Here is a 12,515-nt window from a genome sequence, read left to right as displayed (position 1 = left end):
AAATTACGAGGTGAAGGTTATGTATAAATCTATTATTATCGGTACCGGCCCTGCGGGCCTTACAGCTGCTATTTACTTGGCTCGCGCCAATATGGAGCCGCTTATTATAGAAGGTCCAGAGCCAGGCGGACAGCTTACTACAACAACTGAGGTAGAGAATTTCCCGGGTTTCCCGGAAGGCATTATGGGACCTGAGCTTATGGACAACATGCGCAAGCAAGCAGAGCGCTTCGGCGCAAAATTTATTACGGGCTGGGTAAACAGCGTGGATATGTCTGAGCGTCCGTTCAAGCTTCAGGTAGAAGGTCACGGGGAGCTGGTTGGCGAGAGCTTGATTATCTCGACCGGCGCATCGGCAAAATATTTAGGAATTCCAGGGGAAAAGGACAATGTTGGACGCGGCGTAAGCACTTGCGCAACGTGCGATGGCTTCTTCTTCCGCGGGAAGAAAATTATTGTGGTCGGCGGCGGCGATTCGGCAATGGAGGAAGCTAACTTCCTGACTCGCTTCGCCACAAATGTGGAGCTGGTTAATCGCCGCGACGAGCTGCGCGCCTCCAAAATCATGCAGGACCGCGCTCGCGAGAACGAGAAAATCAGCTGGAGCCTAAACCGCACTCCAGTTGAGGTGGTTGCTAACGGTATGGGTGTAACCGGCCTTAAAGTGCGTGACAATGCCAGCGGCGAAGAAGAGATTATCGAGACGGACGGCGTGTTCATCGCGATCGGCCACACGCCGAATACGAAGTTCCTGAACGGTCAAATCGATACGGATGACCACGGCTACATTATCGTGAAGCCGGGCACCTCTGAAACCAATGTGCCAGGCGTGTTCGCTTGCGGTGACGTACAGGACAACAAATATCGTCAGGCAATTACCGCTGCGGGCAGCGGCTGTATGGCAGCACTCGATTGTGAGCGATTCCTTGAAGGAAATGTGACGCATGATTGGAGCAAATCGCTGTAAGAGCTGGCGAGGAGCACTATAACGATACAGAAGGCGGCTATACCCACGGAGTGACACTCTTGAAGGTATAGCCTTTTCATTTTAGCTCCAGAACGCTTGATTTACCAGTATTCCTCTATCTTGACCGCAAGGTAAAGGAAAGTTTATAGTGTTACAGAGAAGATTAACATATTGATGAGGTGGACTAGTGATGTCTGAAAAGATTTACGTTGGAGTCGATGTCGGCGGAACTACTGTTAAAGTAGGTATTTGTAATGAGGATGGGCTGCTTCTCCAAACTTACGAAGGGCCGACGGAAACGAGTAAAGGAACGGACACTATCCTTCAAAATATCGCAAAGTACGCGCAGCAAATCGTTGCGGACTCCGAGTATGAGTGGGAGCAGGTTGAAGGCGTAGGTGTAGGGATTGCAGGCTTCCTGGATATTCCGAATGGCATTGTCAAATTTGCGCCTAATTTAAAAATTGAGAATGTGAATTTGAAAGCGTATTTGGAGCAAGCGCTGAACAAACCGGTCAAAGTAAACAATGACGCGAATGTTGCCGCACTGGGCGAGGCTTGGGGCGGAGCAGGTAAAGGCATTGCGCACTGCGTATGCTATACGCTTGGAACAGGCGTAGGCGGCGGAATTATTATAGATGGAAAAATTGTAGAGGGCTTGGCAGGGATGGCTGGCGAGCTTGGCCATATGGCTATCGTGCCTGATCTGGAAGCGATTCAATGCGGCTGCGGCAAGATGGGCTGCTTGGAAACGGTATCCTCGGCTACAGGCATCATTCGTATGGCTAAGGACGCGGTAGAACGCGGTGACCGCACTTCGTTATCTCAAGTACAGGACATCATGGCGAAGGACGTGCTGGATGCGGCGAAGGCTGGAGATGAAGTAGCGATTCGTATTGTTAATCGCGCGGCATATTATTTAGGTAAATCAATGGCAATGCTGGCTATTATCCTTAATCCGCAATATTTTATTATCGGCGGCGGCGTGTCGAAGGCAGGCGATTTTCTGTTTGATCAAATCCGTGAGGTGTTTGAGAAATATACGCAGGATCAGGCAAAGGAAAACGTCAAGATCGTTGCGGCAACGCTTGGCAACAATGCTGGCGTAGTAGGCGCGGCGGGTCTTATCTTAAGAGGGTGAGGTTGATTCATGGAAACGACGGCAACAGTAGCGAAGCTAGTCATTATTACCGGAATGTCGGGCGCTGGCAAAACCATTGCTGTCCAAAGCCTGGAGGATCTCGGATTTTTCTGCGTCGATAACTTGCCTCCCGTGCTTATTCCGAAATTCGCGGAATTGATTGAGCAATCGAACGGTAAAATCGGCAAGGTCGCGCTCGTTATCGATTTGCGCGGCCGGGAATTTTTTACCGCGCTGTCAGAATCGTTATCCTATATCAAGGAGCATTACACAATCAGCTGCGAGATTCTATTTCTGGATGCAACGGATGAAGTGCTTGTCCAGCGTTACAAAGAAAGCCGCAGGCGGCATCCTCTAGCACCCGACGGGTTGCCGCTGGAGGGTATTCGCAACGAGCGCCGGCTTCTGGAGGATTTGAAGGGGTCAGCTTCACAGGTAATCGATACGAGTAATTTGAAGCCTGTGCGCTTAAAGGAACGGATAATTGCACACTTTACTAATCAAGAGCAAAATAGCCTGTCAATTAACGTAACCTCCTTCGGCTTTAAATACGGGATTCCAATTGATGCTGATCTCATCTATGATGTTCGTTTTTTGCCTAATCCTCATTATGTGGAGCATTTACGCCCCAATACCGGTCAGAACCCCGATGTATACGATTACGTTATGAAATGGCCCGAGACGCAGCAGTTTCTGACGAAGCTGTTGGATATGCTGCAATTCCTTATTCCGCTTTACCGTAAGGAAGGGAAGAGTCAGGTTGTCGTCGGTATTGGCTGTACAGGCGGAAAGCACCGTTCTGTTGCCATTGCTGAATATTTGGGCCGCATGCTCGGAAGCAGTGATACGGAACGGGTCCGCGTCAGTCATCGCGATTCCGATCGTGACAAGCACTGATGGGGTGGATGGATGCAAAATAGACAGAAAATTATAAGACGGCCGAAAATCGTCGTCATTGGCGGCGGTACAGGTCTCTCTGTTATGCTGCGCGGACTCAAAGAGAAGCCTCTCGACATCACAGCTATTGTAACGGTAGCCGATGACGGAGGAAGCTCAGGTATTCTTCGAAATGAGCTTCAAATTCCGCCGCCCGGCGATATTCGCAATGTGCTCATGGCGCTGGCGGATGCGGAGCCGCTGCTGACGGAGGTACTGCAATACCGCTTTAAGACTGTGCCCGGTCTTGCCGGTCACAGTCTTGGTAATTTGATGCTCGCTGCTATGACCGACATTTCGGGCGACTTCGTTACAGGTATCCGCGAGCTAAGCCGCGTACTTGCCGTTCGAGGGCGGGTGCTTCCTGCAGCAGGCCAGGCGATTGTGCTAAAGGCAGAGATGGCCGATGGTTCCATTGTTACAGGGGAGTCCATGATTCCGAAGGCGGGTCAGGCCATTCAACATGTGTTCCTTGAACCAGCCGATGTAGAGCCGCTGGCGGAGGCAGTTGAAGCGATTGAACAGGCAGATGCGATTTTGATCGGACCTGGCAGCCTATATACAAGTATTATTCCTAATTTACTTGTTCCGAAGCTTGCACATGCAATCGTGGAATCCGAGGCGGTAAAGCTATTCGTATGCAATGTGATGACGCAGCCGGGTGAAACGGATAATTATTCGGTGGGTGATCATTTGGATGCCATTCATGCTCATATTGGCCACCATTTATTCGATTATGTCATTGTGAATGATGGAGAAATTCCGCCTCAAATCGAAAGCAAGTATGCAGAAATGGGCGCTAAGGCGGTTCATCTTGATTTGGATGCGGTGACGCAAAAAGGCTATGAGGTCATTGCGGACCGGCTTGTACTATTTCGGACCTTTTTGCGGCATGATGCCGAACGTTTAAGTCATCATATCTATAAACTGGTAGAGAACTGGATGTTACGAAAGAGGTGATGAACGATGTCATTTGCGGCGCAAACAAAGAAGGAGCTAACTTTAATTGAAGCGGACAGCTGTTGCGAGAGAGCGGAACTATCGGCGCTCATACGGATGAACGGTTCAGTTAGCGTATCCAGCCGCAAAGTCGTTTTGGACATCTCAACGGAAAATGCGGCGATTGCCAGAAGAATTTATTCCCTGCTCAAAAAACATTATGAGGTTCATATCGAGCTGCTTGTCCGTAAAAAGATGAGACTCAAAAAAAATAATGTTTATATTGTTCGAATTCCAGCCGGAGTGCAGGAAATATTGAGCGAGCTTAGAATTGTATCAGAAGGGTTTATGTTCAATCTGGGTATCGACAAGGAGATCATTCGCAAGCCATGCTGCAAACGCTCGTATTTGCGAGGCGCTTTTCTAGCTGGCGGATCCGTCAATAATCCGGAGGGCTCCTCCTATCATTTGGAGATTTCCTCGTTGTATCAGGAGCATTGCGAGGCGCTCGTCGAGCTTGCGAACAAGTTTGAACTAAACGCAAGATGCATCGAACGGAAAAAGGGTTTTATCTTCTATATCAAAGAGGGCGAGAAAATTATCGAGTTCCTCAATATTATTGGCGCGCATCAGGCATTATTCAAGTTTGAAGATGTAAGAATCATGCGGGATATGCGTAATTCGGTCAACCGGATCGTTAATTGTGAAACGGCTAACCTGAACAAAACGATTGGAGCGGCTGTTCGTCAAATCGAGAATATTAAGCTGCTGCAAAGAGAAGTGGGTCTCGAAACGCTGCCGGATAAATTGAGGGAGGTTGCCGTCATCAGGCTGCAGCATCCGGATATGAATCTGACAGAGGTCGGTGAAATGCTGGGGGGCAAGGTCAGTAAGTCGGGCGTAAACCACCGTTTGCGCAAAATCGATGAGCTTGCGGAAAAAATCCGTGGAGTCTGAGCTTTTAACCTAGTGTATCGAATGGTATAATGTTATAATAATGCAAAATGGCTTTTTCGTGACGCATACAAAGGAATTAGTAAAATATAGGGGGTATGGTTTCTATGACAAGGCTTCCGGTAGTCGTTCGTCTTAAGACGGGACTTCATGCAAGGCCTGCAGCACTATTCGTACAAGAAGCGAACAAATTTTCCTCCGAAGTATTTGTGGAGAAAGACGACAAAAAAGTGAATGCTAAATCCATTATGGGGATTATGAGCTTAGCAATTAGCTCGGGAACTGAAGTATCCATCAGTGCGGATGGTTCGGACGCAGAGCAGGCTGTAAACGCTTTAGTCGCTTTAGTAAGCAAAGAAGAACTGGAAAACCAATAAGACGCTGCATATAAGAAGAGGAGAGGTCACGCGGGCTCGTGAAGAGTTTGTGGAGACAGCTCTTTTTTTTGTACCATCTGAGGTCCGTATAAAAAAACAGCAGGTCCAGAGTTTTCTCTGTCCTGCTGTTTTTTTGTTGCTTCTAGCTTGCTGATTAGCCCACTTTCTCAATGACCTTATCAACTAGTCCGTATTGACGGGCTTCTTCCGCGCTCATGAAGTAATCGCGGTCGGTGTCCTTCTCGATACGCTCAAGCGGCTGACCGCTGCGTTCGGCGAGGATGTGGTTCAGCTTGTCGCGCATCTTCAAAATGCGGCGAGCGCGAATTTCGATATCGCTCGCTTGACCTTCCGCGCCGCCAAGCGGCTGGTGAATCATAACCTCGCTGTTTGGAAGCGCATATCGCTTGCCTATAGCGCCTGCCGTCAGCAGGAAAGCGCCCATGGAAGCGGCCATGCCGACACAAATGGTGGACACGTCCGGCTTAATGTATTGCATCGTATCATAGATAGCCATCCCTGCAGTAATGGAACCACCCGGGCTGTTAATGTAAAGTGAAATATCCTTCTCAGGGTCATCGGCTGCCAAGAACAGCATTTGAGCTATGATGGAGTTGGCCACCACGTCATTTACTCCAGAGCCGAGAAAAATAATGCGATCTTTCAATAGGCGAGAGTAAATATCATAGGCACGCTCACCTCGATTGCTTTGCTCAATAACCATAGGCACGAAATTCATATCCAACGTAAGCCCCCTCCTCAAGATCAATGTTAAGTTAAATCGTACACCTATAATAACGGATGCGGAGACAAAAGTCAAAGATGGTCAGACCAGTTTGATTTGCGGCTCCGGCCAGCAAATAAAGACATAGAATGATTGCTGTAGGACCAATAAAAAAACCGTTCCAGCGTATAGGAACGGTTTGTCGGTATCATGATAGGTATTGTGGCGCGCCCGCTAGGAATCGAACCTAGATCTCAGGCTCCGGAGGCCTACGTCATATCCATTGGACCACGGGCGCAAAAAACAGTAGCAAGCATGATTATATGATATTACATACTTGAAAGCAAGTGGAAAACAAAAATTAAATTTGTGAAGAATGTGACAGAAAGCGTTCATAATTAGAAAACGGCTATTGCTTCTATTGCTCATTTCCGATAAACTAAAGGTGGGACTTGAAATGATACAGCGGGACGATAAATGTCCAGATGTGAATTGCCGAATACGTTAGTGCCGATGGAGTGAAGGATGAGAGATGCGTCAGATCGTTGAACTGCAGCAGCAGCTTGTGCCGGATCTGCTTGACGTCATGAGGAAGCGGTATTCTATATTACATCAAGTCATGTTGTCGGATTTAATTGGACGCCGGACGCTGGCGTCAGCGTTATCGATGACGGAACGTGTGCTTCGTGCAGAGACTGATTTTCTGAAAACGCAGGGCTTGCTCGAAATTTATTCGGGAGGCATGCGAATCAGCGAATCGGGTAAGCTTTTATTGGAACAGCTTGAACCCTTCTATAAGACGATGTTCGGCTTGTCTGAGCTGGAGGAAACGATACGCAGCTATTTTGGCCTATCACAGGTTGTCATTGTAACGGGCGACTCTGAAACCTCCGCGCAAACAAAGCGAGAGCTGGGTCGGGCAGGGTGCCAAGTGCTGAACAAAGTGCTGCAGCCAAATGATGTTGTCGCGGTTACAGGCGGCACAACGATCGCGCAGGTAGCCAATCAACTGGTTTCGAGCACGCCGCTCAAAACGAACTGGTTTGTGCCGGCAAGAGGCGGTCTCGGGGAAAGTCTTGATTACCAAGCGAATACGATTGCTTCCACGATGGCGAAGCGAACGGGAGGGCAGTATCGCCTGCTGCATGTGCCGGACCATCTGGGTGAGGAAGCTTTCGCTTCTATTATGCAGGAGCCTAACATTCAAGAGATCGTCGATGTTATCCGCAGTGCCCGCATTGTTATACACGGAATCGGGGACGCTATGGTCATGGCAGGAAGAAGACGGCTCGATCGCGAAGTGATTGATGCGCTGGCGGCGGAAGGCGCGCTGGCGGAGTCGTTCGGGTTTTATTTTGACCGGAAGGGCGCTGTCGTGCACAAGATGCAAACCGTAGGGTTACGGCTTGAGGATATTGTAAACACTGAAGTTGTTATCGGCGTTGCCGGCGGCAAGAGCAAGGGAGAGGCAATCGCGGCGATTATGCGGTTCGGTCACAATGATGTGCTTGTAACGGACGAAGCAGCCGCACTTGAAATCGTAGCTCTAATTGAGCAAGGGAAGCACTGAGGTAGAAATCATGATGATTTGCGAAGGACATTACGCTTCGGCTGCAAAACATCTTGAAATATATATATTAATCTTTCAAAACGCTTAGGAGGAAACAACAAATGGTTAAAGTTGGTATTAATGGTTTTGGTCGCATCGGCCGTAACGTATTCCGCGCAGCACTGAACAACCCGAACGTAGAAATCGTAGCGGTAAACGATCTTACGGACACTGCTACACTGGCACATCTTCTGAAATACGACACAACACACGGTCAACTTGACGGAACTGTTGAAGCAAAAGAAGGCGCGCTGATCGTAAACGGACGCGAAATCAAAGTATTCGCAGAGCGCAACCCTGCAGATCTTCCTTGGGGATCCGTTGGCGTTGAAATCGTAGTTGAATCAACTGGTATTTTCACAGCGAAAGAAAAAGCTGAGCTTCACTTGCAAGGCGGCGCTAAAAAAGTTATCATCTCCGCTCCAGCAACGAACGAAGATATTACAGTCGTTATCGGCGTTAACGAAGATAAGTACGACCCTGCGGCACATACCATTATTTCCAACGCTTCTTGCACAACAAACTGCCTTGCTCCTTTCGCAAAAGTATTGAACGACAAATTCGGTATCGTTAAAGGTATGATGACAACAACTCACTCGTACACAAATGACCAATCCGTTCTTGACGTTCCTCACAAAGACTTGCGTCGTGCTCGTGCAGCTGCTGAGAACATCATTCCATCTTCCACTGGCGCAGCGAAAGCTGTAGCACTTGTACTTCCTGAGCTTAAAGGCAAATTGAACGGTATGGCTATGCGCGTACCTACACCTAACGTTTCTGTAACAGATCTTGTTGCTGAGCTGAAAACAAACGTTACGGTTGAAGAGGTTAACGCTGCATTCAAAGAAGCTTCCGAAGGTTCTTTGAAAGGCATCTTGAACTACAACGAATTGCCGCTTGTATCGAGCGACTACAATAGCGACCCTGCTTCCTCCACAATCGATGGTCTGTCGACAATGGTTGTTGAAGGCAACATGGTTAAAGTTATTTCCTGGTATGACAACGAGTGGGGCTACTCGAACCGCGTAGTTGATCTTGCTGCTTACATCGCAAGCAAAGGTCTGTAAGCAAAGAAGGCGGACGGGCCGCGGCACCGCGAGCGGAGCTAAGGTCCTTGGTTTGCGGCCGACTACAGGCCGCTGACCAGGAGGTCGTTCCTTCTTTGAAGGAGCGACCTTCTTTTTTTGCGGTTTGGAGTATCGGTAGAGCAAGCTCATAAATAGTGAGCGTTAGATTTTTTTAGGGAGCACAGCGTTACTGTTCATAACAAATTTCCGGGAGGTTTTTATCGGTGAATAAGAAAAGCATACGTGATGTAGCGGAATTAGCAGGCAAACGGGTATTTGTGCGCGTGGATTTCAACGTGCCTCTCGAAAACGGTAAAATTACCGATGACAAGCGGATTCGTGAAACGCTTCCTACGATTAATTACTTGATCGACAAGGGCGCGAAAGTTATTCTTGCTAGCCACCTTGGCCGTCCGAATGGTCAAGTTGTGGAGGAGCTTCGCCACACCGCTTCCGCAGTGCGTCTATCTGAGCTGCTTGGCAAGCAAGTAACAAAAGCAAACGAAGCAATCGGAGCGGCAGTAGAAGCTCAAATCGGCGCTATGAACAACGGTGACGTGCTATTGCTTGAAAACGTGCGTTTCTACGAGGGCGAAGAGAAAAACGATCCAGAGCTTGCTAAAGCTTTCGCTAATCTTGCTGATCTGTTCGTGAACGACGCTTTCGGCGCCGCTCACCGCGCTCACGCATCAACTGAAGGCATCGCGCATATTCTGCCGGCTGTATCTGGCCTTCTTATGGAGAGAGAGCTTGAAGTGCTAGGCAAAGCGCTTAACAACCCAGAGCGTCCTTTCACAGCCATCGTTGGCGGTTCCAAAGTAAAAGATAAAATTGCGGTTATCGACAAAATGCTTGAAATTGCTGATAACATCATTATCGGCGGCGGCTTGTCCTATACGTTCTTCAAAGCGCAAGGCCATGAAATCGGCAAATCGCTCGTTGACAACAGCAAGCTTGATCTAGCGCTTGAATTCATCGAGAAAGCGAAAAAGCTGGGCAAAAACTTCCTCATTCCAGTTGATATTGTCGTAACGGACGATTTCAGCGCGAACGCAAACACAAACATCGTTGACGTTGACAGCATCCCTGCTGAATGGGAAGGCATTGACATCGGACCGAAAACGCGTGAAATTTACGCTGATGTAATCAAAAACTCCAAGCTGGTCGTATGGAATGGGCCAATGGGCGTATTCGAAATCGAGCCATTCTCTCATGGTACCCAAGCGGTAGCTCGCGCATGCGCAGACACAGCTGGTTATACGGTTATCGGCGGCGGCGATTCCGCTGCAGCAGCTGAGAAATTCGGTCTGGCTGACAAAATGGACTTCATCTCGACTGGCGGCGGCGCTTCCCTCGAGTTCATGGAAGGCAAAGTACTTCCTGGCGTGGTAGCGCTAAACGATAAATAAATGTAATGGCAAGAAAGAATACAAATATTTGACCCAGGAGGACTAATCATGAGCAAAAGAACACCGATTATTGCAGGCAACTGGAAAATGTTCAAAACGGTATCCGAAGCTGTAACATTTTTCTCCGAAATTAAAGGCAAGGCCGAGGTTGCAGGCGTAGAAAGCGTAATTTGCGCGCCTTATACGACGCTTCCGGCGCTGGTTGAAGCGGCAAAGGGCACTTCGATCGCTATTGGAGCGCAAAATGTTCACTTCGAAGACAACGGCGCATTCACAGGCGAAATCAGCGGCGTTATGCTGAAGGATCTCGGCGTGAAATACGTGATTATCGGCCACTCCGAGCGCCGTGCTTATTTCGCGGAGACGGACGAAATCGTGAACAAGAAGGTTCACGCGGCATTCAAGCACGACTTGCTGCCAATCGTCTGCGTAGGCGAGAAGCTGGAAGAGCGTGAAGCAGGACAAACGAAGGACGTATGCAAAGTGCAGACGGAAGCGGCTTTCCAAGGTCTGTCCGCAGCACAAGCAGCTGAGGTTGTCATCGCATATGAGCCAATCTGGGCCATTGGAACAGGTAAATCATCGACTTCCGAGGATGCTCAGGACGTTATCGGCTACATCCGCGGCGTAGTGGCTGGTCTTTATGATCAGGCTACAGCTGATGCTGTTCGTATCCAATACGGCGGCAGCGTGAAGCCTAACAATGTTGCGGAATACATGGGGCAAGCAGACATCGACGGCGCTCTTGTCGGCGGCGCAAGCTTAGAGCCTGCATCGTATATCGCACTGGTCGAGGGGGCCAAGTAATATGGCTGCTCCGAAACCTGTAGCACTCATTATTCTAGATGGCTTCGGTTTACGTGATGACGTAACGGGAAATGCCGTAGCGCAAGCGAAGAAGCCGAACTATGATCGTTATTGGTCGACTTACCCGCATACGACTTTGACGGCGGCTGGCGAAGCTGTTGGCTTGCCGGAAGGTCAAATGGGCAACTCCGAGGTTGGTCACCTCAATATCGGCGCGGGCCGTATCGTATATCAGGATCTGACTCGAATCAGCAAATCGATTCGCGACGGTGAATTTTATGATAACGAAACGATTCTCGGCGCTGTGCGTCACGTGAAAACGAATAACAAGAAGCTTCATCTGTACGGGTTGCTGTCAGATGGCGGCGTACACAGTCACATTCAGCATTTGTTCGCTTTGCTTGATTTGGCGAAGAAGGAAAATCTTGAGGAAGTTTACATCCATGCCTTTCTCGACGGACGCGACGTGTCCCCGGACAGCGCGAAGGGCTACCTCGAGCAGCTGCAAGCAAAAATCGAACAGGTCGGAATAGGCCGCATCGCAACAGTACAAGGCCGCTACTATGCTATGGACCGCGACAAGCGCTGGGAGCGTACGGAGAAATCCTACCGCGCTATGGTTTACGGCGAAGGTCCTCAATATGTCGATCCGATTCAAGCTGTAGTTGAATCCTACGAAAAATCGGTTTATGATGAATTCGTTATGCCAACGGTTATTGTAGACGAAGTAAACAAACCGGTAGCTCTCGTGGAATCCGAGGATGCGGTTATTTTCTTCAACTTCCGTCCTGACCGCGCGATTCAATTGTCGCAGGTGTTCACGAACGAAGACTTCCGCGGTTTCGATCGCGGCGAGAATCACCCGGTTAACCTGTATTTCGTTTGTTTGACGTTATTCAGTGAAACCGTTGGCGGATTCGTTGCGTATTCACCAAAGAACCTGGATAATACGCTTGGCGAAGTGCTTGCTCAAAACAACAAGAAACAGCTGCGAACGGCTGAAACGGAAAAGTATCCGCACGTCACATTTTTCTTCAGCGGCGGACGCGACCAAGAGCTGCCGGGCGAAACGCGCGTGCTGATCAACTCGCCGAAGGTTGCAACCTATGACCTGAAGCCTGAGATGAGCGCATATGAGCTTGCGGAATCGACAGTGCGTGAGATTGAAGCAGACAAGCATGATGCCATCATTCTTAACTTTGCAAACCCTGATATGGTAGGCCACTCAGGCATGCTGGAGCCAACCATCAAGGCGGTTGAAGCAACGGATGAGTGCCTGGGCAAAGTAGTGGAAGCGGTACTTGCCAAAGGCGGCGTTTGCATCATTACGGCCGATCATGGTAATGCGGATATGGTATTCGACGAGAATGGCCGTCCGTTTACCGCGCATACGACGAATCCGGTTCCTCTCATCGTCACAAGAGCGGGTGAAACGCTTCGCGATGGCGGCATACTTGCCGACATCGCGCCAACGTTCCTCGAATTAATGGAGATGGCTAAGCCTGAGCAAATGACAGGCACGTCTTTGGTACTTAAAAAATAAGAGCGGGCGGCCTCAGCCGCTTCGTTCGACAAGCAAGGGCAG

The 12,515-nt window shown here is 49.2% G+C and carries 12 protein-coding genes and 1 tRNA gene; 11 read left to right on the top strand and 2 right to left on the bottom strand.

All coding sequences use genetic code 11. From position 1 onward, the window contains the following. Positions 1–19: 19 nt before the first annotated feature. The 6 genes from trxB (at position 20) to ACO9K6_RS16050 (ending at position 5,314) form a co-directional block, all read left to right on the top strand. Positions 20–967 (top strand): thioredoxin-disulfide reductase, encoded by a 948-nt coding sequence (trxB, locus tag ACO9K6_RS16075; protein ID WP_424768568.1) that lies wholly within the window; start codon positions 20–22, stop codon positions 965–967. 190 nt (positions 968–1,157) lie between these two features. Next, positions 1,158–2,108, top strand: a complete 951-nt coding sequence (locus ACO9K6_RS16070; protein WP_424768567.1) for an ROK family glucokinase — start codon at positions 1,158–1,160, stop codon at positions 2,106–2,108. A gap of 9 nt (positions 2,109–2,117) precedes the next feature. Then, complete coding sequence (gene rapZ, locus ACO9K6_RS16065) at positions 2,118–3,005, top strand: RNase adapter RapZ (protein ID WP_424768566.1); 888 nt, start codon at positions 2,118–2,120, stop codon at positions 3,003–3,005. 12 nt (positions 3,006–3,017) lie between these two features. Next, positions 3,018–4,004, top strand: coding sequence for a gluconeogenesis factor YvcK family protein (locus ACO9K6_RS16060; RefSeq protein ID WP_424768565.1), 987 nt, complete (start codon positions 3,018–3,020; stop codon positions 4,002–4,004). A 6-nt stretch (positions 4,005–4,010) separates the two neighbouring features. Then, positions 4,011–4,940 (top strand): DNA-binding protein WhiA, encoded by a 930-nt coding sequence (gene whiA / locus ACO9K6_RS16055; protein ID WP_424768564.1) that lies wholly within the window; start codon positions 4,011–4,013, stop codon positions 4,938–4,940. A 104-nt stretch (positions 4,941–5,044) separates the two neighbouring features. Continuing rightward, complete coding sequence (locus ACO9K6_RS16050) at positions 5,045–5,314, top strand: HPr family phosphocarrier protein (protein ID WP_424768563.1); 270 nt, start codon at positions 5,045–5,047, stop codon at positions 5,312–5,314. Positions 5,315–5,468: 154 nt separating this feature from the next. On the opposite strand, the gene clpP is transcribed toward ACO9K6_RS16050, so the two are convergent. Together clpP and ACO9K6_RS16040 are read right to left on the bottom strand one after the other, a co-directional pair. Beyond that, positions 5,469–6,053, bottom strand: coding sequence for an ATP-dependent Clp endopeptidase proteolytic subunit ClpP (gene clpP / locus ACO9K6_RS16045; protein ID WP_424768587.1), 585 nt, complete (start codon positions 6,051–6,053; stop codon positions 5,469–5,471). 208 nt (positions 6,054–6,261) lie between these two features. Next, positions 6,262–6,336 (bottom strand) — tRNA-Arg (locus ACO9K6_RS16040). Positions 6,337–6,570: 234 nt separating this feature from the next. Here ACO9K6_RS16040 and ACO9K6_RS16035 point away from each other — a divergent pair. From ACO9K6_RS16035 to gpmI, 5 genes are all read left to right on the top strand, one after another. After that, positions 6,571–7,608 carry a sugar-binding transcriptional regulator gene (locus ACO9K6_RS16035; RefSeq protein WP_424768562.1) on the top strand — a complete coding sequence of 346 codons (1,038 nt, stop codon included), beginning with the start codon at positions 6,571–6,573 and terminating at the stop codon, positions 7,606–7,608. A gap of 101 nt (positions 7,609–7,709) precedes the next feature. Then, entirely contained in the window at positions 7,710–8,714 is a 1,005-nt protein-coding gene (gene gap, locus ACO9K6_RS16030) for a type I glyceraldehyde-3-phosphate dehydrogenase (protein ID WP_424768561.1), read from the top strand. Between the two features lie 224 nt (positions 8,715–8,938). After that, entirely contained in the window at positions 8,939–10,123 is a 1,185-nt protein-coding gene (locus ACO9K6_RS16025; protein WP_424768560.1) for a phosphoglycerate kinase, read from the top strand. Positions 10,124–10,171: 48 nt separating this feature from the next. Beyond that, positions 10,172–10,930 carry a triose-phosphate isomerase gene (tpiA, locus tag ACO9K6_RS16020; protein WP_424768559.1) on the top strand — a complete coding sequence of 253 codons (759 nt, stop codon included), beginning with the start codon at positions 10,172–10,174 and terminating at the stop codon, positions 10,928–10,930. A gap of 1 nt (position 10,931) precedes the next feature. Beyond that, complete coding sequence (gene gpmI / locus ACO9K6_RS16015; RefSeq protein WP_424768558.1) at positions 10,932–12,473, top strand: 2,3-bisphosphoglycerate-independent phosphoglycerate mutase; 1,542 nt, start codon at positions 10,932–10,934, stop codon at positions 12,471–12,473. Positions 12,474–12,515: the final 42 nt, after the last annotated feature.

It is taken from the genome of Paenibacillus praedii (genome assembly GCF_049725345.1).
Classification (GTDB): Bacteria; Bacillota; Bacilli; order Paenibacillales; family Paenibacillaceae; genus Pristimantibacillus.
This window is presented reverse-complemented; position numbering and strand designations above follow the sequence as displayed.

What these genes read in the sequence shown, in the direction of transcription:
- trxB (WP_424768568.1), top strand. Translation starts at nt 20, where the DNA reads ATGTATAAATCTATTATTATCGGTACCGGCCCTGCGGGCCTTACAGCT.
- ACO9K6_RS16070 (WP_424768567.1), top strand. Translation starts at nt 1,158, where the DNA reads ATGTCTGAAAAGATTTACGTTGGAGTCGATGTCGGCGGAACTACTGTT.
- whiA (WP_424768564.1), top strand. Translation starts at nt 4,011, where the DNA reads ATGTCATTTGCGGCGCAAACAAAGAAGGAGCTAACTTTAATTGAAGCG.
- tpiA (WP_424768559.1), top strand. Translation starts at nt 10,172, where the DNA reads ATGAGCAAAAGAACACCGATTATTGCAGGCAACTGGAAAATGTTCAAA.
- ACO9K6_RS16060 (WP_424768565.1), top strand. Translation starts at nt 3,018, where the DNA reads ATGCAAAATAGACAGAAAATTATAAGACGGCCGAAAATCGTCGTCATT.
- ACO9K6_RS16035 (WP_424768562.1), top strand. Translation starts at nt 6,571, where the DNA reads ATGCGTCAGATCGTTGAACTGCAGCAGCAGCTTGTGCCGGATCTGCTT.
- rapZ (WP_424768566.1), top strand. Translation starts at nt 2,118, where the DNA reads ATGGAAACGACGGCAACAGTAGCGAAGCTAGTCATTATTACCGGAATG.
- ACO9K6_RS16050 (WP_424768563.1), top strand. Translation starts at nt 5,045, where the DNA reads ATGACAAGGCTTCCGGTAGTCGTTCGTCTTAAGACGGGACTTCATGCA.
- gap (WP_424768561.1), top strand. Translation starts at nt 7,710, where the DNA reads ATGGTTAAAGTTGGTATTAATGGTTTTGGTCGCATCGGCCGTAACGTA.
- clpP (WP_424768587.1), bottom strand. Translation starts at nt 6,053, where the DNA reads ATGAATTTCGTGCCTATGGTTATTGAGCAAAGCAATCGAGGTGAGCGT.
- gpmI (WP_424768558.1), top strand. Translation starts at nt 10,932, where the DNA reads ATGGCTGCTCCGAAACCTGTAGCACTCATTATTCTAGATGGCTTCGGT.